Source organism: Cupriavidus sp. 01L45 (assembly GCF_056399885.1).
Window position 1 is genome coordinate 58,228 of sequence record NZ_JBFTSG010000024.1, and the last position, 16,457, is coordinate 74,684.

The window sequence follows — 16,457 nt, forward strand, 5'->3', positions numbered from 1 at the left end:
CCAGCCGCTGCCGTCAACTCACCCGGAAGTGCTCCACCGACTGGCCCGCGTTCACCGCGCGCAGCAGCCAGGCCGGCATGGGGCCTTCGCCATCCCAGACCTGTCCCTCGGCGTTGCGATAGCGGCGCGCGGGGGCGGCCGCAGGCGTCTGTGAAGCCGCAATGGCCGGCGCCGGTGCCGGCATCGCGCGTGCCGATGTTGCCGGAGCAGATGCCGGAGCCGGAGCCGCAACTGGCGCCCGTTTCACGATTGTTCCCGCTTTCGACGCGGGCACGGACATCGTCACCCGCGCCGGCAACGGCAACGGCAATGGCAACTGCACCGCTGCCGGGGCAGTTGCCAGCGCCGAAGCGGAAACAGGCGGCGTCACCGAATCTGCCACCGCCATCGCCACCGACGTTGAATCAGGCGCGGGCACGGGCGTTGCGGCGGCGATAGCCGCCGGCGCGGCTGCCGGCTGCGTTTGTACTGGCGCGGGATCCCGGGCCGGCCCGCGTTTGTGGGCTGCCACTCTGCGCGATGGCTTCGGCGCTACCGCCGGCGGTGCCGTCACGGGGCCGGCAGGCAAGAGCGCCGGCGGCAGCACCGGCTCCGCCACCACCGTGGCCGGGACGGGCGCGGCGGCCGGGGCCGGAGCCACCACCCCGTCGAAACAACCTGCCGCGTCAAGTTCGTCCATGGAGATGCCGAGCCGCTCTATCTGGACGCGAATCCAGACAATGGCAGCGACTTTTCTGACGTCGGCGGGAACTGAAGAAGGCATGGCGGAAGACACAATAGATGCGGGTAATGGGGGCGGGAAAATGGTCGAGGATGCGATGCTGGCCGCACACCGGTCATCCTGAAGCTCGCACATGATAGCCGAGCGCGGACTCCAGCCCCGCAACCCTCCAGATCAGCATACTTCCAACAAGCCAAAAGCCCCACTCCGGCCCCCTTCCAGACGCTGCAAACCGGCCTCCGGAGCGCCGCCGCCCGGTATCGCATCCAACCCGGGCAATCCGTCGCCCTATTCCAAAATCCACACAATTCAAATGAGAACGATTATCATATGCGTCTTTCGCAAGGCGCTTTCCGGGCACCATGCGCAACTCGGCGCCGCCACGCACCGCCTTACCTTGAAAGGACGCATAGCCAATGCATCGCCTCATTACCTCCGCTCTCCTTTGCAGCGCCGCGCTTGCCGGCACCGCCCAGGCCCATCAGGTCTGGCTGGAACAGACGCCCGCGACAGCCCAGCTGTATTTCGGCGAGTTCAACGAGAACCTGCGCGAGGTTTCGCCGGGATTGCTTGACCGCTTCGTGCAGCCCACCGCCACCCTGGTGACCGCCAGGGGCGAGCAAGCGCTCAAGGCCGACAAGGCCGCCAACGGCTTCGTCCTGTCGGCGCGTGCCGGCGCTGGCGAGTCCATCGTCGCGCAGGATGCCGGCTATCCCGTGCGCGAACGCAAGGAGGGCGACAAGGTAATCCGCACCGCCTGGACGCCGGCGGCCCGCTTGCTCGGCGCCGGCAGCACCGCCGCGCTGGCCCCCAAGCTCGCGCTGGACATCGTGCCGACCGGCCGCGCCGGCGAGTACCAGGTGGTCTACGCCGGCCAGCCGCTGCCGAAGGCCAAGGTGGGCGTGGCGGTACAGTCGGGCTGGGGACGGGAGTTGCGCACCGACGACCGGGGGATCGTGCGCCTGGCGCAGCCGTGGCAGGGCACCTACGTGCTGGAAGTGCACCACGTCGACCAGACGCCCGGCGAGCGCAACGGCAAGCCGTATGACATCGCCAGCTACGTCACCACCCTGTCGCTGACGCAGACGGATGGCCTGGCCGCGCTACCCGCCGCACCGGCCGCCGCGCCGAACAAGTAAGGAAGGGGCCGACATGGGGCTGAGCCAGACCGGCCGCTATCGCCTGAGCGTTGTCTCGCGCGTGGTGGCCGCCATCGGGGGCGGTTACGTACTGGCGTCCGTAGCCACCGGCCTGCTGGCCGTGCTGCTGCCGCTGCCGCCCGCCGAGGCGGTGATGACCGCCACGCTGCTGTCGTTCTCGCTGTACGCGTGCGCGGTGCTATGGGTGTTCGCCGCCGGCAGCGCGTTGCGTGCATGGACCGGCGTGGCCGTGCCCGCGATCGTGTTTGGCGCGCTGCTGGCTGCCTTGCGGAGCGCATCGTGAAGGCCGGTTTGCGTCAGTCGATGGCATGGCTGCACAGCTGGTCCGGGCTGCTGGTGTGCTGGGTCCTGCTGCTGGTGTTCTGCGCCGGCACAGCGAGTTATTTCAAGGACGAGATCACGCTGTGGATGAAGCCTGAGCTGCATCGCCCGGCGGCCACGCCAGTGTCCAGCGCCGAAGCGGCGAGCCGCGCGGTGGCATTCCTGCAGCACAACGCAGCCGATTCGCCGCGCTGGCTCATCGACCTGCCGGACGAGCGCAACCCCGTGGTGCAGGTGCGCTGGATGCGTCCGCCCGGCGCCGCGGCCTCCGGCATCGCGGGCGGCCGCGGACGCTTCGAGAGCCGCACGCTGGACCCCGCCACCGGCGCCTTCCTGCAACAGGTGCGCGACACGCGCGGCGGCGAGTTCCTTTATCGCCTGCACTTCGACCTGTATTTCATGCAGGCGATCTGGGCGCGCTGGATCGTCGGCTTCTGCGCCATGTTCATGCTGGTCGCCATCCTCAGCGGCGTCATCACGCACCGGCGCATCTTCCAGGACTTCTTCACCTTCCGGCCGCGCAAGGGCCAGCGCTCCTGGCTCGACGCGCACAATGCCACGGCCGTGCTGGCCCTGCCCTTCCACCTGATGATCACCTACACCGGCCTGGTGACGCTGATGTTCATGTACATGCCGTGGGGCATCCAGACGGCATACCAGGGCAACCAGCAGGCCTTCTTCAACGATGCCTTCGGACGCGCGCCCCAGGCAAAGCCGAGCGGACAGGCGGCCCCGCTGGCACCGGTCGCGCCGCTGGTCGAGCGAGCCGCGCGCCACTGGGATGGCGCGCAGCCCGGCAGGATCGACATCACGCTGCCCGGCGACACAAATGCCGCCATCAGGGTGTCGCGCGGCGCGGGCAAATCACTGTCCTCCGACGAACCGTCGATGCGCTTCGATGGCGTCACGGGCGCCCTTGTCGCAACCGTAGGCGATACGCCCGCGGCCGCCAGCCAGACCCGCGGCGTGATGGTGGGCCTGCACGAGGCGCACTTCGCCGGCCCCCTGCTACGCGCGCTGTTCTTCCTGAGCGGCCTGGCGGGTTGCGCCATGGTCGCCACGGGCGCGCTGCTATGGGGCGTGAAGACGCGCCAGGGCCAGGCCAGGGCGCTGGCCGCGGGCGCGCGCCCAAGCTTCGGCCTGCGGCTGGTGGATGCACTCAACATTGGTGCCATCGCCGGCCTGCCGATCGCATTCGCCGCCTATTTCTGGGCCAACCGGCTGCTGCCGGTGTCGATGGCGCAGCGCCCCGACGCTGAGATCCATGCCTTCTTCATCGCCTGGGCCGCGGCCGCCGTGCTGGCACAGTTACGGCCAACGCGCGGAATGTGGCGTGCGCAACTGTGGGGCGGCGCGCTGATGCTCGCCGCCATACCGGTGCTCAACGCCGCCACCACCGATACCCACCTGGGCGTGACGCTGCTGCAAGGCCAGGGGCCCGCGGCCGTGGCGGGCTTCGACCTGACGGTACTGGCGCTGGGCATCGCGCTGGCCGCGGCAGCGTATATGCTGGGCCGCCGCTCGAAGGCGCGCACGCCCGCGCGGCGCGCGGCGCGAGCCGATGACGCGGGTCTGCAGGGCGGCGACGCGAAGGGGGTGGCATGAACGCCAGCCTTGGCTTTTTCACCGCGCTAGCCTTGACCTATAGCGGCTTCGCGGCGCTCAGCCAGACGCTTGACCGCCACTATGCCGATCACCATGGCCGCGGCAGTTCCCCTGGCGCATCGGAGCGGCTGCGGCTGCATGGGCTGGGCTGGGCCGCGCTGGCCCTCGCCCTGGCGGCTTGCGTGCGGCACGAAGGCTGGCCGATGGGCACCGTCTCCTGGCTCGGCACGCTGACGCTCGGCGCGCTGCTGCTGGTGTTGCTGCTTTCCTACGCGCCTGCAATCGCCGTACGCGCGGCCCTGTGGACGGGGGCGCTGGGCTGCGGGCTACTAGTCCTGAGCGTGGCGGCCTGAGCCATGGCTACCGGCATTTCTTGTACGGCGCATACTCCTTGCCGTTCCAGCGCCAGACCGGAAAGCAGGTGCCCGGACCGCCCACCGCGATGTCGGGAAAGCCGAGGTTCTTCGACTTCAACGCCTCCGGCTGCCCCGGAAAGCCGAACTGCGGCTTCCACTGTCCGTTGGCATCCTTGATGTACAACTGCATGAAGACCCCGGCCATGCCGCCCACGCAAGTGCCGTAGAGGTTGGTGAACACCTCCGGCTGGCCGTCGCCGTTCAGGTCGATCACGGTGGCGTCGTAATCCACGGATTCATTGCAGGCCTTGTCGAAGACCTTGCCCTTGAGCGCCTTGAGCTGGCCGTTGGTGGCCTCGACGACGATCCTGGCATCGGCGGTGGGCGCGGCCTGCGCCACTGCGGGCGGGCCAAGCGCCCCGGCCACGGCGAGCGCCACGCTCAGCATGCTGGCCAGGGACTGTGGATACCTGCGCATCGCGGTCTCCTTAGCTTAGGGGTGAGGGTATGCAACGCTGTTTCTACTTCCCCTTCACTCCGGAGCAGCGAACCTAGCCTTTCGATGATACGAAGAACCCGTGAAGGATGCCAGCCACGAATGCGGGGCTATCATTACGGCCATTCCAACTTATCGCCACCGGCCCGGTAGCCATGCCTGACAACACCCCCGCAAGCCAGCCCTACGCGCTGGAAAATCCCTTTCTCGAATCCCTGGATGTCGTCATCGAAGCGTGGCAGCCGGACCTGGTACGGATGTCGCTGGTGCCGCAGGCCGCGCACGTCAACAATACGGGCGTGGTACAAGGCGGCATCCTGGCCACGCTGCTGGACGCGGCGGGGGGCTACGCCGGCTTGTTCCCGGAGAACGGCGTGCGCCGCGCCGCCACGACCATCTCGCTGAACGTCAACTATGTCTCCTCCGCGCACGTGGAACCGCTGCTAGTGGTGGGCAGGCGCGTGGGCGGCGGGCGGCGGGTGTTCTTCTCCAACGCCGAGATCACGGATAGCCAGGGCAGGCTGATCGCCACCGCGCAGGCAGCATTCCGCCGGAAGGATACGGTCTCGGCATCCTAGACAACGTGAAACACTCCCGCGAAAGGGGACAGCGAGGCGAGCGCCACCCCCGCGCCCGCCCTGCAAGCGGTTCTCATGCCAGCCAGGACACGCTGGCGCGCACCGCGAGCGCCAAGGGAATCAACCTGGCGTTCAGGCGCCATCCAGGAAGGGGCTGCGCATGCCGAGGCGCGTACCGAGGCTCGGGCCGAGCCAGCGCGACCGGTCCATATAGGCGGCTGAACCTACTTCGGGCTCCGGTTGCGCCACGGCGAAATCCTGGCGCGTCGATTGGTTTGCGCCTTGCGTGTAGGAATCGAACTTGTCGGGGCTGCGCGCACCGCCCGCATAGGGATCGGTGAGGCCGGTCCCGGTATTCGTCGCCGCACCCTGGCTGTACGGGTCGCGCGCGCCGGGCGCGGGTTGCGCCTGGGCCGAGAAAGCCACGACAGCGGCGCTGGCCAGCAGCAGGTTCCTGGCAAGATGATGTTTCATGAATATCTCCTTGGACGCCCTGAGGCGCTGGGTTGAACATGGGACAGCCTGTTGTGCAAAGCTGGACGCCTGCCTTGTTCAAGCGAGACACGTGCCAGTCCGACAATATCCGACAAGCGCCCGCCCGAGGCCATGGCAGGCATGCAGCATGGCGCGCAAACCGTGCCACGCCGCGTGGCCGGGACCAGCGCGAATCTCCCCGATTCAATGCACGCCTTACATGCCGGCCTTACAAAACACGCAAGGATGCGGCGTTCGCGCTGGCGGCATTCACTGTTTGCGCGCCGACAGCGGTGGCGCTATGTCCTCCAGTGGCCGCTTTTCCGCGCTGACGGCATAGCGCAAGGCGAACAGGCCCGCGCCAATCACCATCGCCGCACCAATGCCATAGCCGCCGGCCACCGCCGCGCGACTGCCGGTTTCGATCAGTGCGCCGAACAGCAAAGGCCCGATAAACCCCCCGCTGCCCGTCCCCACAGCATAGAAGACGGAAATGGCCAGCGCGCGCGTCTCCAGCGGAAAGACCTCGCTAACCGTCAGGTAGGCAGAACTGGCCGCGGCGGACGCCAGGAAAAACACGGCCGACCAGCACAGCGCCTGGCTGCGCGCATCGAGCCAGCCCTGCACGAAGGCCCATCCGGTCAACCCCAGGCCCACGCCTGACAGCACATAGGTAAGCCCGATCATGCGGCGCCGTCCCACGTGATCGAACAGCGGCCCCAACAGCAGCGGACCGAGCACGTTGCCCAGCGCGAAGGGGAAGATGTACAACCCTACGCGGTTGTCAGGCACGCCGTGAAACCGCGTCAGTACCAATGCATAGGTGAAGAAGATGGCGTTATAGAAAAACGCCTGCGAAATCATCAGCGCCAGGGCCACCGCGCTGCGCAGCCGGTAGCGCTTTAACAGCACATGCGCAACCTCGCCAAGGGTCGCCGCGCCGCACCGGGAAAACGTAACCGTGCCGGTTGCCGGTGGCAGCGTCCCGTACTGCGCGGTCACCTGCGCCTCGATCGCGGTGAGGATATGGCCGGCTTCCTCGCCACGCCCGTGCGAAAGCAGCCAGCGCGGGCTTTCCGGCACATCCCGGCGCACCATCAGGATGGCCACCGCCAGCACCGCGCCGAGCAGGAACGCGGCACGCCAGCCCAGCGCCGGGCCCAGCACGCGCGGGTCCAGCAAGATCAGGCTCAGCCCCGCACCGAGCGCCGCGCCAACCCAGAAGCTGCCGTTGATGGCAAGATTGACTCGTCCGCGCAGGCGGGCCGGGATCAGTTCGTCGATCGCCGAGTTGATGGCCGCGTACTCTCCGCCTATGCCAACGCCCGTCAGGAAACGGCACACCGCGAAGAAGACAAAACCGGTAGAGAAAGCGGTGGCCAGGGTCGCGGCCATGTACACGGCAAGCGTCACCAGGAACAACGTCTTGCGGCCCAGGCGATCGGCGAGCCGGCCGAACACCAGCGCGCCCAGGACCGCCCCGCCCACATACAGAGATCCAAGCCATCCCACCTGCGACGCATCCAGCCCCAGCCCGTCCGGGCGCTCCAGCACGCCGCCCAGCGAGCCCACCAGCGTGACTTCCAGCCCGTCCAGCACCCACGCCACCCCTAGCGCGATCRCCACCCGCCAGTGCCAGCGCGACCACGGCAGGCGGTCCAGGCGGGCTGGGATATCGCTTTCGATGAGTGGCATAGGCAGTTCCCGGCCCCTGGAGCCGTGGGTGAGCAGGATGGCAGGCACGCCGCCGATGAGTCCGCTGCGGCGTGCAACATGGATGCCGCGGACGCCACAGGCGCAGACGCGCTCGATGGCGAGAACGCACCAGCACGGCCATGCAGGCGCGGCCCCCTTTATATTCCTTCTGGCCCGGCCCTTGCGTGCATCCGGATCACCTGTGCGCGCTTCAGGCTCGAAGCCCGCCTCCATCATAGGCAGATCCCGTGCAGAGTCGCGTACATACCATTCTCGTAGTTGACGACGAACCTGGCGTAGCGGACGCCCTGGCCTGCGCGCTTGAGCAAGAAGGCTATGCCGTGGAAAGGGCGTCCGACGGGCTCAGCGCCTTTGCCCTCGCGCAACGCGTGCATCCCAGCGTGGTGGTGACCGACTGGGTCATGCCGCACGCCGACGGCGCGCTGTTGTGCCATCTGCTGCTGGGCGAGCAAGCGCTCAGTGCTACGCCTGTCGTGATCTCGACCGGCGCAAGGCCGGAACCCGCGATTGCCAATGCCACGGTGCGCTACTGCCCCAAGCCCTGCCACCCCGACGAAGTGGTGCGGCTCGTGCATGCCCTGACCGGCGATGCCGACACCCTTCGTGTGGATGACGCACCGCCTGCTTGAAATTCTTACCGCTTGCTTGCGCGCCTGCGGCCCGCGGCCGCAGGGCGCACGCCGGGTCGGCCATTGATGCGTTCGCCGCCACTCGTCAAACCCGACAGGCCTACAATGAATCATGGCCACCTCAAAGGAGCCGCCATGACAACCTATATGCTCTTCCTCGGGGCAATCGTCCTGCTCTACGCTTTCATTATTCGCGCCGGCTTTTTCCACAAATCCCTGCTCTATCCGGAACACGCCCATCCCTTCCACTACTGGTGGGACCGCATCGTCCATCACCAGAAGAAGACTGGTTAGCGCCCTCGCAACACGGAAGGCTCGCAAAGGCCTCCCCGCCCGCCACCCGGCGGGTTTTTTCATGCGCGGACAGGGCGCGAAGTCCGGCACCAACGGCGGAAGGCGGATCCAAGCGCCCCTTGCTGCTCATGCCAGCAACCCAGATGCTAAACTCGCGGCCTTCTCAATCAAGGCCCTCTCCTCCTGTTCATGCGCCTCACCCTATTCGCGTCGCTGTCGCTCTCCCTGGCATGCGCTAGCGCGCTGGCAACCCCGGCGGCCCCCACGCCGGCCCAGGTCACCGCCGCCATCCAGCAGTTCGAAGCCGAGCGTATCAAGCATCTGGAACAGACCGATCCGGCCGCCGCCGAACGCGCCCGCTCACCGGTTGTGGCCTCGCTGGTCGCCTCGATCAAGGCCCATGCGGTCAAGGGCTGCCTGCCGGCCAGCGCCGGCGAGATCGTTTGCATCGTAGGCGTCCAGGCCGGCCTGCGCGACGGCTATCGCGCACTGGCCTTTCGCGACAACCCCGAGCCGTGGGTGCTGGTGCGGCGTGAAACGCCCGACGTGAACGGGCCCGATGCCGCCCAGGCCACCGCCGCGATGCGCGAATTCGCCCGTGCGGAACTGAAGAAGAATCCGGCCGGCGAGCATGCCGCGGAACTGACTTCGATGGCCGAATCGCTGGTGGTCAAGCAACTGAACCACTGCGGCCTGAGCCGCGACAGCGGCAATCTTGGCTGCGACGCCATGATTTCGGTTGGCGGCGCACCGGAAAAGCGCGTCACCGGATTCGCTTTCGCGCTGGAACCCGCGGGTTGGCGCTTTCTGCCCCGCTCCACGGACTGAGCGCGCCGAGCCGCCAATGGCGAGGCCTTGCGGGGGCACAAGAAGTGCCCCTTAGCACACTAAGGCCAAATCAATAGTCTTTCGCGATTACCCCGACACGGGGGATCGTTCGCGCGTCGCGCGGGTGCACAATGCGGCCAGCCCGCTACATGCGGATCTGCCTATACCGCAATACCGTAATACCCGCCTTTGACCCTGACGCTTATGTTCCAGAATCCGAACGCAGATATCGCTGCAGCCCGACGCGCAAATATCTCGAACGAGGCGGGCACCGGCACGCTGCCGGCGTTGTCGGCACAGCCCGCGCAGGCGGGAGAAGCCACCGCTCAACAACTGGCGGAACGCCGGACGCGCGCGCTTGCCGATACGCTTGAAGAAGCCATCCGCAGCCGGCCGTCACGCGCCAGGGCTTCGCGCTGACATTGCGCTTCGTGCGGTGGCGGATGCCGCCGAGCGGCGGGCTTGCCGGTTTGCGCGGCCTGGTTCGCGGTAATCACGTTGCGTCGACGCTGGCCGGAAGCACAATGCCGGGCTCGGCCGATGGCACTGGGACTGCCGCCTCGTTCTCCAGTCCGTACTCTGTGGCGGTCGATGCTGCCGGCAATGTCTACGTTGCCGAGTTCGGAAGCAACACGATCCGCCTTGTCACGCCCGCGGGGGTGGTGACGACGCTGGCAGGTTCCCCGGGAGTCGCGGGTTCGGTCGATGGTCCCGGTGCCACCGCGGCCTTCAATTCACCGCTAGGTGTCGCGGTCGACGCGAACGGCAATGTGTACGTGGTGGAGTTCCCGAACAATATGATCCGCAGGGTACGGGCGGCACCGCAAGCGATGGGGCGCACTGGCGTGCACTGGTGCTCTCCCCGTCCTGCTGTGCGCCGCGCCTGCCTGCCCCGGCGCGGCACGCATCGGCAAGCGCTGGACCCGGGGCCTGCACACCTGCCTGATCGCCGCCGGCCGCCGGAATCGCTGGATTTCGCCTCTTCCGACATCTAGAGTTACCAGCATCCTTCCCCACGCCCAGGCGCCCGGATGTCAGCCGGTGGCGGTGATGAGGTGACTTATGCAGAACGGAAAAGATGCCGCCCGCGACGCAACTGCCGCCAGCCCCTGGCAAGTGCCGGACCTGACGCCGGACCGGCTGTTGCAACTCGGCATGGGCTTCTGGGCCGCCAAGACACTCCTGAGCGCGGTGGAGCTTGGCGTGTTCACGCAACTGGCAAAGGCACCGCAGGACGCGGCGGCGCTGAGCGCCGTGCTTGGCCTGCATCCGCGTGGCGCGGTGGATTTTCTCGACGCGCTGGTGGCGTTGCACGCACTCGAACGCGAAGACGGCAAGACCGGCAATCTCTACCGCAACACGCCCGACGCCGGGCTGTTCCTCGACAAGGCCAAGCCCACCTACGTGGGCGGCTTGCTGGAAATGGCCAATGCGCGGCTGTACCCAAGCTGGGCGTCGCTCACCGACTCGCTGCGCTCCGGCCGCCCGCAAAGCGAGGCAGCCGAAGAGGGAGACCTCTTCGCGGCCATCTATCGCGACGAGCAGAGCCTGCGCGGATTCCTGCAAGCCATGACCGGCGTCAGCCTGGCCGCCGCCCAGGCCATGGCGCGCAAATTCCCGTGGGCGGAATGCCAGACCTTTGTCGACATCGGCGCCGCGCAGGGCGCGCTTCCGGTGCAGATCGCACTGGCCCACCCGCACCTGCGCGGCGGCGGCTTCGACCTGCCGGCGGTCGGCCCGGTGTTCCAGGAATATGTCGCCACGCACGGCCTGCAGGACCGCCTGCGCTTTTACCCCGGCGATTTCTTCACGGACCCTTGCCCGCAAGCGGATGTACTGATCATGGGCCACATCCTCCACGACTGGGATATCGAACAGAAGCTTTACCTGCTGGAGAAGTGCTACTCGGCACTGCCGGCCGGTGGGCGCCTGATTGTCTACGACGCCATGATCGACGATGCGCGCCGGCAAAATGCCTTCGGTTTGCTGATGAGCCTGAACATGCTGATCGAAACGCCGGGCGGCTTCGATTACACCGGCGCGCAGTGCTGCGCATGGGCCCGGCAGGTGGGTTTTGCGCAGGCGCGCGTGGAGCCGCTCAGCGGGCCGGATTCCATGATGATCGCAACCCGGCAATAGCAGCGCAGCATCGCAATGCCGACACGACGGGAAGGACCTGCCATGGCTGAAATGGAAAAAGACAAGGTGGTAAGCGTGCTCAACCGGATCCTCGAAGCCGAGCTTGCCGGGGTGGTCCGCTACACCCATTACTCGCTGCTGGTGTTCGGCTTTGGCCGCATCCCGATCGTTTCCTGGCTGCGCGAGCAGGCCGACGAATCGCTGCTGCATGCGCAGCAGGCCGGGGAATGGATCACCACGCTCGGCGCCTATCCGTCGCTGGCCATCGGCAAGCTGCTCGACAGCCATACCTTCGATACCGCGGCCATGCTGCGCGAATCGCTGGAGGCGGAGAACGCCGCCCTCAAGCTGTATCGCGAGTTGCTGGCGCTGGTGGAAGACCGCTCGGTGGCGCTGGAGGAGTTCGCGCGCCAGATGATCCAGATCGAAGAACTGCATGCGGGCGAGGTAGACAAGATGCTGCGCAAGCCAGGGCAATCCGCGGCCTTCGCGCCGCCACCTGCCTGACGCATCCGCCGGCCAGCGGTGAGTCGCTGGCCGACCTGCGGTGCCTCACCGGCGTGCCGACGTCGGGCGCAGTACTTTGCCCAGACCGCCCCGCGCCAGGCGCTGCGCGGCTATCCGGCCATTGCCGGCCCGGAAGCCCTGGCCCGCTTGCCCGATACGCTCTACCGTATTCTTCCTATGCCATGAGGCCGCCTTGCGCGCGCCGTCAGGGTCGCGCGCCTGGATGGCACATGGCCTAGCGCACCACCGTACCGCTCAAGCCGTATTTCTCGGTCATGAATTTCTCGATGGGCAGGCGCGCATCGATGGGGTAGGTGCCCTTGCGGATCCGGCTTGCGGGCAACTCGGTGATACGATCTGCCACGGCCATCGCGCTTGGCGGCTTCCCGGGCGCTGCGGCGCGCTTTGGCGCCCCCGCCGGTCAGGCCTTCCCGCGCCAGCGACTACCTGGAAATCAAAGACATCTGCGCCGGCGGCCCCGGCAAGCGCGCCGCAATACCCGGCACAAGAACGGAGACAGCATGAAGACAATCGGCATGATCGGCATCGGCATGATGGGCCATGGCATCGCCACCAATATCGCAAGGCACGGCCATCCGATGGTGCTGCTGGACCATCCCGGCAACCAGCCGCTGGACAACCTGCTGGCTGCCGGCGCCACCACGGCTGCCAGCCCGGCCGCGCTGGCGCGCGCGGTGGAGGTCGTGATCCTGTGTGTCACCGGCACGCCGGAAGTGGAAGACGTGCTGTTCCGCCCGGATGGCGTGATCGCCGGCCTGCGCCCGGGCGCCGTGGTGATCGACTGCTCCACCGCGATCCCCTCCTCCACCGAGCGCATTGCCGCCGCGGTGGCTGAGGCCGGCGGGCGCTTCCTCGATGCCCCCATGACGCGCACACCAAAGGAAGCCGCCGAAGGCCGCCTCAACCTGATCGTCGGCGGCGACCGCGCGCTGTTCGACGAATGCCGGCCACTGCTGGCCTGCTTCGCCGAGAACATCGTCTACGCCGGGCCGGCCGGCTCAGGCCACCGGCTAAAGCTGCTGCACAACTATGTATCGCTGGGCTTTTCCGCGGTGCTGGCCGAAGCCGCCGCCTGTGCCGAGCGCTCCGGCGTGGACCCGGCCGTGCTGGTGGAAGTGCTCGCCAAGGGCGGCGGCGACGGCGTCATCCTGAACCGCCTGCGCCCCTACATCGAGTCGCGGGACGACTCGGGCTTCCGTTTTTCGATCGCCAATGCGCTCAAGGACATGGGCTACTACACGACCATGGCGCGGGAACTGGGCGCGGCAAGCGCAACGGCAGAGGCAGTCCGGGATACTTACGAGCGCGCCAGCCGCAGCGAGCGGGCGCAGCCCACGGTGCCGGAGCTGATATCCATCCTGGGTGATCCGGCAGGAAAATCGCACTGAACTAAGCCCTGTCCTGGCCCCGGCCGAGGCGCCAGCAAAAAAACGCTGCAGGGCGGCAATCGATGCCACCCTGCACTGTTCGGCTTCGGGCCTTCAGCGCATGCGGTCAGATGCCAAGGATCTTCTTGGCCTCGCCGAGCGACTTCATCGACTCATCATGCTTGCCGGCCTTGTGATAGGCCTCGCCGTCGGCGCGCAGCTTGGCTACCTTGGCGGCGTCTTCCGGCGATAGCGCGGGCTTGGTGGCCAGCTTGGCGTCGATCGCCTTCATCTCGTTCGGGCAATTGTGGGCCAGCGCCAGGCTGCTTGTGCCTAGCAGGACAAGCGCGGCGAGAATGGAAAGGAACTTGCGCACGTCGGTCTCCTTCACGATGCAGGGCAAGTATTCAGCATAGTTCATCGGGAGCGTCGCGCGGCAGCGCTTGTCCGCCCACGATCAGCGTCCTGCCCGGGCTGGACGCCATCCGCCGTGCAGCGTCTAGATCGCCCGCAGGTCGGGCAACAGGCGATCGCACTCCCGCTTCACCACGGCATAGCACTCGCACACGCGCTGCTCCAGCCCTGGCCGGTCAAGGACTTCGATATGCCCGTGCCGGTAGCGAATCAGGCCGGCATTCTGCAGTTTCAGCGCCGCCTCCGTCACCCCGGACCTTCGCACGCCGAGCATATTGGCGATCAGTTCCTGCGTCATCCGGAGTTCGTTGGTTGGCAAGCGGTCCATGCTCAGCAACAGCCAGCGGCAAAGCTGCTGCTCAATGGAATGATGCCGGTTGCAGACGGCGGTCTGCGCCATTTGCGTGATCAGGGCCTGCGTATAGCGCAGCAGAAGCCGCTGCATGGGGCCGGCCCGATTGAATTCTTCCTTCATCGCAACGCTGCTCAACCGATAGGCCCTACCGGCGCTTTGCACGATCGCGCGGCTTGGGGTGGTTTCGCCCCCCATGAACAGGGCGATCCCGACTATCCCTTCGTTACCGACGATGGCGATCTCGGCGGACGCGCCGTTCTCCATCACATAAAGCAGCGAGATAATCGACGTGGTTGGAAAATACACATGCTCGAGCCGGTCGCCCGACTCGTAGATAATCTGCCCCAGCGGCAAGTCGACTGGCACCAGTTGTGGCGTCAGGCGAGCCCATTCCGCTTCGGGCAGCACCGCCAACAGATGATTTGCCTTGGGATTTTCCTGCTTCTGCATGCGTCTGCCCTCTGGAATTCAGGATCTGCCTCCTGCAGGGCTTGCGACCGGCAAATTGCTGGTCAGGACCGCGCTCTGAGCCATAGTGTAAGCCAGCCGCGCGACGCCCATTCCGAAGCCCCTTCAATCCAGGGCCCGCCCGCCCGAGGGTGGAAAGAAATTCCAACACACTTGCACGTTAGCGTACCGACTTGCCCCGGGCGATCGCCTATTGTCGGGGCGGTTGTGGATTCACCAGACAGCAGGGTTCAGCGGTCAAGAGAAAGACCGGCAACCGATCATCACCACGCCGCGAAGCATACATCACACGGCCACAGGACTGATGTGCAGTGCGTGTTCTACCGCGGTCACCGTAAGCCTCCCCCTTGAGACGCACGGTAGGTAGTGGCAGTTAAGCCACTTATTGGCGAACGTTTTTTGGAGGGCTCATGCAAGCCCCACGCAATGGTCACAGTGTGATCGTCTATCCCGACATGATCGGTGGATGGTATTTCGCGGAAATCGACGGGAGAGCCGTCTATCGCTTCGGGCCACTCGAATCGCACAAGCTCCTCAGGGAGCTTGTCGGGATATTGTTTCCGGATATCCCCGTACTCGAACTCGTAGAACCGTCGTCGCTAATGGATGACAGCACCCTGATGATTCTGGGCAACGCGGAGCGAGTGGCAAAGATCACCGAAGAGCAGAAAACTGCCTGGCAGTAGACGCGGCTGYAAACTATTACAAAGGGTCAAGCAGCCGACCAGCGACGGCGGCGAAAGCAAGCTGCGCTGAAGCGTTACCACTTTTTGCCCTCGCCTTCGGGCCGAGGGCATTTTTTTCGTCATGCGCCATCGTGACTGGCGAAAACGGGCTCATCGCGCCGGGCACGCCAGGCGGCTTGCCGCCTGTTTTCGTGTCCGCCACCGTACCGACGTTGCGGCACATTGATGTCATTCTGGTTCCGTCGCGGCGCCGGCGCGCTCAACGAAGGCTGGCCGGAGTCTGGGCCTGGCCTCGGGGAGCCAAGGCAAACGCCATCATGCGCAGCCAGCTCTCTTCCCCCGGCTCCCGGCCCGAGCAACGCAACGATAGCGAGGTGACATCATGCGTAGCATCCTGTATTTCCGGCTCAGCGACATCGCTGCCGCAAGAAGCATTCAATCGAGGATGCGAGAGTTGCCCGTTTCCCCCGTGCATATCGGAGGGCCCTGGTTCATCCAGCGTGACGGCCAGCCCATGCAGGGCTTGCCTAATGCCGAGACCCGACAAACCACGTATCGCAACGAGTGTGCAATAGCAGGCGCTTTATGCGGCGCCGTGCTGGCAGTCTTTGCCACTTTGCACTTTGGCACCTCGGCCGGTACGTTCGCCAGCGCGCTGGCCTGCCTGGCTGGCGGCGCCTTTGGCGCCCTGGCCGGGTGGTGGCTGGGGGGAAAGCTTGGCGGGCACATCCAGCGAGGCAAGGTCGCCCGGCAACGCGCACAGCTTGCGCAGGGAGAAATGCTGCTGGTCGCAAGCTGCTCCAAGGGGACCAGGGATTCCGTGCGGCTCATGGTCAGTGAATTGGGCGGTGTCAGCGTTTAGGAACACGGTGCCGTCCGGACCGGTTCCGCGCCTTGTCCAGTAGCGTAGCGACGCGCGGCCCTGGACGGCGCGATGATTGCTCAGCACCAACTGCTTGCCTGATTTATGTTCCGCCACCCTTGTTGATGCCCCGGAACGGCCGCCACGGCCTGTCCGTCTGCAGCGCGTCGCGCCTGCCGGCGATCGCGGACAGATGTACACCCCCGATCGCACGGGCGATAGCCGGGAGCGCGATTACTCACTGAGGAATGGATGGATGCAATGAGGTGGTCTGACGGCGGGGCCAACCCACAGCCCTGACACGCGGATTCACTATGCAGGAGAGTGGCTGGAGCGGACAGCCCGAATCACGTTCCGGACGTGACCGGCAGACAACCCAGCAGGGGCGTTACCAGCACTTCGCGCTCGGCAGCACCGCCGCCCGCCACCCCGCATGGAAAAATATGGCCTCGCGCGGGTG

At 66.5% G+C, this 16,457-nt stretch carries 24 protein-coding genes; 16 read left to right on the top strand and 8 right to left on the bottom strand.

The window, feature by feature from the left end; translation table 11 throughout:
• Window positions 1–13 precede the first annotated feature (13 nt).
• A complete protein-coding gene (locus AC1DT6_RS17970; RefSeq protein ID WP_441626778.1) occupies window positions 14–280 on the bottom strand; it encodes an H-NS family nucleoid-associated regulatory protein in 267 nt (88 codons plus the stop codon).
• Between AC1DT6_RS17970 and AC1DT6_RS17975 the strand changes: the two genes are divergently transcribed.
• From AC1DT6_RS17975 to AC1DT6_RS17995, 5 genes are all read left to right on the top strand, one after another.
• Window positions 162–845, top strand: coding sequence for a hypothetical protein (locus AC1DT6_RS17975; RefSeq protein WP_441626780.1), 684 nt, complete (start codon window positions 162–164; stop codon window positions 843–845). The two genes, AC1DT6_RS17970 and AC1DT6_RS17975, sit on opposite strands and share 119 nt — an antisense overlap.
• Before the next feature lie 292 nt (window positions 846–1,137).
• The gene (locus tag AC1DT6_RS17980) at window positions 1,138–1,860 is read left to right on the top strand and encodes a DUF4198 domain-containing protein (protein ID WP_477102951.1); all 723 of its coding nucleotides are present in this window, start codon (window positions 1,138–1,140) and stop codon (window positions 1,858–1,860) included.
• A gap of 13 nt (window positions 1,861–1,873) precedes the next feature.
• Window positions 1,874–2,164: a DUF3649 domain-containing protein gene (locus AC1DT6_RS17985; RefSeq protein WP_276289088.1), complete on the top strand. Its 291-nt coding sequence runs from the start codon at window positions 1,874–1,876 to the stop codon at window positions 2,162–2,164.
• Complete coding sequence (locus tag AC1DT6_RS17990; protein ID WP_441626680.1) at window positions 2,161–3,807, top strand: PepSY-associated TM helix domain-containing protein; 1,647 nt, start codon at window positions 2,161–2,163, stop codon at window positions 3,805–3,807. Before AC1DT6_RS17985 ends, AC1DT6_RS17990 begins: the two co-directional genes overlap by 4 nt.
• On the top strand, window positions 3,804–4,160 hold the full coding sequence (locus tag AC1DT6_RS17995; protein WP_441626682.1) for a DUF3325 domain-containing protein: 357 nt from the start codon (window positions 3,804–3,806) through the stop codon (window positions 4,158–4,160). Before AC1DT6_RS17990 ends, AC1DT6_RS17995 begins: the two co-directional genes overlap by 4 nt.
• A gap of 7 nt (window positions 4,161–4,167) precedes the next feature.
• Here the strand turns inward: AC1DT6_RS17995 and AC1DT6_RS18000 are convergent, their stop codons facing one another.
• Window positions 4,168–4,641, bottom strand: coding sequence for a hypothetical protein (locus AC1DT6_RS18000; protein WP_441626684.1), 474 nt, complete (start codon window positions 4,639–4,641; stop codon window positions 4,168–4,170).
• Between the two features lie 173 nt (window positions 4,642–4,814).
• Between AC1DT6_RS18000 and AC1DT6_RS18005 the strand changes: the two genes are divergently transcribed.
• Window positions 4,815–5,237, top strand: coding sequence for a PaaI family thioesterase (locus tag AC1DT6_RS18005; protein WP_441626686.1), 423 nt, complete (start codon window positions 4,815–4,817; stop codon window positions 5,235–5,237).
• A gap of 132 nt (window positions 5,238–5,369) precedes the next feature.
• Here AC1DT6_RS18005 and AC1DT6_RS18010 read toward each other — a convergent pair whose 3' ends face one another.
• On the bottom strand, window positions 5,370–5,711 hold the full coding sequence (locus AC1DT6_RS18010; protein ID WP_441626688.1) for an endonuclease: 342 nt from the start codon (window positions 5,709–5,711) through the stop codon (window positions 5,370–5,372).
• Window positions 5,712–5,981: 270 nt separating this feature from the next.
• A complete protein-coding gene (locus AC1DT6_RS18015; RefSeq protein ID WP_477114796.1) occupies window positions 5,982–7,406 on the bottom strand; it encodes an MFS transporter in 1,425 nt (474 codons plus the stop codon).
• 248 nt (window positions 7,407–7,654) lie between these two features.
• Here AC1DT6_RS18015 and AC1DT6_RS18020 point away from each other — a divergent pair, with 248 nt between their 5' ends.
• From AC1DT6_RS18020 to AC1DT6_RS18050, 7 genes are all read left to right on the top strand, one after another.
• Window positions 7,655–8,056, top strand: a complete 402-nt coding sequence (locus tag AC1DT6_RS18020) for a response regulator (RefSeq protein ID WP_441626692.1) — start codon at window positions 7,655–7,657, stop codon at window positions 8,054–8,056.
• A 135-nt stretch (window positions 8,057–8,191) separates the two neighbouring features.
• Window positions 8,192–8,350, top strand: coding sequence for a hypothetical protein (locus tag AC1DT6_RS18025; protein ID WP_160172310.1), 159 nt, complete (start codon window positions 8,192–8,194; stop codon window positions 8,348–8,350).
• A 189-nt stretch (window positions 8,351–8,539) separates the two neighbouring features.
• Entirely contained in the window at window positions 8,540–9,178 is a 639-nt protein-coding gene (locus AC1DT6_RS18030; RefSeq protein ID WP_441626694.1) for a hypothetical protein, read from the top strand.
• Between the two features lie 189 nt (window positions 9,179–9,367).
• A complete protein-coding gene (locus tag AC1DT6_RS18035; protein WP_441626696.1) occupies window positions 9,368–9,598 on the top strand; it encodes a hypothetical protein in 231 nt (76 codons plus the stop codon).
• 104 nt (window positions 9,599–9,702) lie between these two features.
• Window positions 9,703–10,173, top strand: a complete 471-nt coding sequence (locus AC1DT6_RS18040; protein ID WP_441626698.1) for an NHL repeat-containing protein — start codon at window positions 9,703–9,705, stop codon at window positions 10,171–10,173.
• A gap of 67 nt (window positions 10,174–10,240) precedes the next feature.
• Window positions 10,241–11,317 (top strand): methyltransferase, encoded by a 1,077-nt coding sequence (locus AC1DT6_RS18045; RefSeq protein WP_477102957.1) that lies wholly within the window; start codon window positions 10,241–10,243, stop codon window positions 11,315–11,317.
• 42 nt (window positions 11,318–11,359) lie between these two features.
• A complete protein-coding gene (locus AC1DT6_RS18050) occupies window positions 11,360–11,824 on the top strand; it encodes a ferritin-like domain-containing protein (protein WP_035873659.1) in 465 nt (154 codons plus the stop codon).
• 235 nt (window positions 11,825–12,059) lie between these two features.
• Here the strand turns inward: AC1DT6_RS18050 and AC1DT6_RS18055 are convergent, their stop codons facing one another.
• Window positions 12,060–12,188: a hypothetical protein gene (locus AC1DT6_RS18055; protein ID WP_441626702.1), complete on the bottom strand. Its 129-nt coding sequence runs from the start codon at window positions 12,186–12,188 to the stop codon at window positions 12,060–12,062.
• 157 nt (window positions 12,189–12,345) lie between these two features.
• Between AC1DT6_RS18055 and AC1DT6_RS18060 the strand changes: the two genes are divergently transcribed.
• Complete coding sequence (locus AC1DT6_RS18060) at window positions 12,346–13,233, top strand: NAD(P)-dependent oxidoreductase (RefSeq protein ID WP_477111500.1); 888 nt, start codon at window positions 12,346–12,348, stop codon at window positions 13,231–13,233.
• A gap of 106 nt (window positions 13,234–13,339) precedes the next feature.
• Here the strand turns inward: AC1DT6_RS18060 and AC1DT6_RS18065 are convergent, their stop codons facing one another.
• Together AC1DT6_RS18065 and AC1DT6_RS18070 are read right to left on the bottom strand one after the other, a co-directional pair.
• The gene (locus tag AC1DT6_RS18065) at window positions 13,340–13,588 is read right to left on the bottom strand and encodes a hypothetical protein (protein ID WP_477114797.1); all 249 of its coding nucleotides are present in this window, start codon (window positions 13,586–13,588) and stop codon (window positions 13,340–13,342) included.
• 123 nt (window positions 13,589–13,711) lie between these two features.
• Entirely contained in the window at window positions 13,712–14,431 is a 720-nt protein-coding gene (locus AC1DT6_RS18070) for a Crp/Fnr family transcriptional regulator (protein ID WP_441626708.1), read from the bottom strand.
• Window positions 14,432–14,859: 428 nt separating this feature from the next.
• Here AC1DT6_RS18070 and AC1DT6_RS18075 point away from each other — a divergent pair, with 428 nt between their 5' ends.
• A complete protein-coding gene (locus AC1DT6_RS18075; RefSeq protein WP_441626710.1) occupies window positions 14,860–15,135 on the top strand; it encodes a hypothetical protein in 276 nt (91 codons plus the stop codon).
• A 16-nt stretch (window positions 15,136–15,151) separates the two neighbouring features.
• On the opposite strand, the gene AC1DT6_RS18080 is transcribed toward AC1DT6_RS18075, so the two are convergent.
• Window positions 15,152–15,367, bottom strand: a complete 216-nt coding sequence (locus tag AC1DT6_RS18080) for a hypothetical protein (protein ID WP_441626712.1) — start codon at window positions 15,365–15,367, stop codon at window positions 15,152–15,154.
• Between the two features lie 150 nt (window positions 15,368–15,517).
• Here AC1DT6_RS18080 and AC1DT6_RS18085 point away from each other — a divergent pair, with 150 nt between their 5' ends.
• Entirely contained in the window at window positions 15,518–15,997 is a 480-nt protein-coding gene (locus AC1DT6_RS18085; protein WP_441626714.1) for a hypothetical protein, read from the top strand.
• Window positions 15,998–16,457: the final 460 nt, after the last annotated feature.

Bases quoted from the DNA above. Each gene is read 5' to 3' on its own strand.
- AC1DT6_RS17975 (WP_441626780.1), top strand. From the start codon at position 162: ATGGCCGGCGCCGGTGCCGGCATCGCGCGTGCCGATGTTGCCGGAGCA.
- AC1DT6_RS17970 (WP_441626778.1), bottom strand. From the start codon at position 280: ATGTCCGTGCCCGCGTCGAAAGCGGGAACAATCGTGAAACGGGCGCCA.
- AC1DT6_RS17980 (WP_477102951.1), top strand. From the start codon at position 1,138: ATGCATCGCCTCATTACCTCCGCTCTCCTTTGCAGCGCCGCGCTTGCC.
- AC1DT6_RS17985 (WP_276289088.1), top strand. From the start codon at position 1,874: ATGGGGCTGAGCCAGACCGGCCGCTATCGCCTGAGCGTTGTCTCGCGC.
- AC1DT6_RS17995 (WP_441626682.1), top strand. From the start codon at position 3,804: ATGAACGCCAGCCTTGGCTTTTTCACCGCGCTAGCCTTGACCTATAGC.
- AC1DT6_RS18000 (WP_441626684.1), bottom strand. From the start codon at position 4,641: ATGCGCAGGTATCCACAGTCCCTGGCCAGCATGCTGAGCGTGGCGCTC.
- AC1DT6_RS18005 (WP_441626686.1), top strand. From the start codon at position 4,815: ATGCCTGACAACACCCCCGCAAGCCAGCCCTACGCGCTGGAAAATCCC.
- AC1DT6_RS18010 (WP_441626688.1), bottom strand. From the start codon at position 5,711: ATGAAACATCATCTTGCCAGGAACCTGCTGCTGGCCAGCGCCGCTGTC.
- AC1DT6_RS18025 (WP_160172310.1), top strand. From the start codon at position 8,192: ATGACAACCTATATGCTCTTCCTCGGGGCAATCGTCCTGCTCTACGCT.
- AC1DT6_RS18030 (WP_441626694.1), top strand. From the start codon at position 8,540: ATGCGCCTCACCCTATTCGCGTCGCTGTCGCTCTCCCTGGCATGCGCT.
- AC1DT6_RS18040 (WP_441626698.1), top strand. From the start codon at position 9,703: ATGCCGGGCTCGGCCGATGGCACTGGGACTGCCGCCTCGTTCTCCAGT.
- AC1DT6_RS18045 (WP_477102957.1), top strand. From the start codon at position 10,241: ATGCAGAACGGAAAAGATGCCGCCCGCGACGCAACTGCCGCCAGCCCC.
- AC1DT6_RS18050 (WP_035873659.1), top strand. From the start codon at position 11,360: ATGGCTGAAATGGAAAAAGACAAGGTGGTAAGCGTGCTCAACCGGATC.
- AC1DT6_RS18060 (WP_477111500.1), top strand. From the start codon at position 12,346: ATGAAGACAATCGGCATGATCGGCATCGGCATGATGGGCCATGGCATC.
- AC1DT6_RS18070 (WP_441626708.1), bottom strand. From the start codon at position 14,431: ATGCAGAAGCAGGAAAATCCCAAGGCAAATCATCTGTTGGCGGTGCTG.
- AC1DT6_RS18075 (WP_441626710.1), top strand. From the start codon at position 14,860: ATGCAAGCCCCACGCAATGGTCACAGTGTGATCGTCTATCCCGACATG.
- AC1DT6_RS18080 (WP_441626712.1), bottom strand. From the start codon at position 15,367: ATGACATCAATGTGCCGCAACGTCGGTACGGTGGCGGACACGAAAACA.
- AC1DT6_RS18085 (WP_441626714.1), top strand. From the start codon at position 15,518: ATGCGTAGCATCCTGTATTTCCGGCTCAGCGACATCGCTGCCGCAAGA.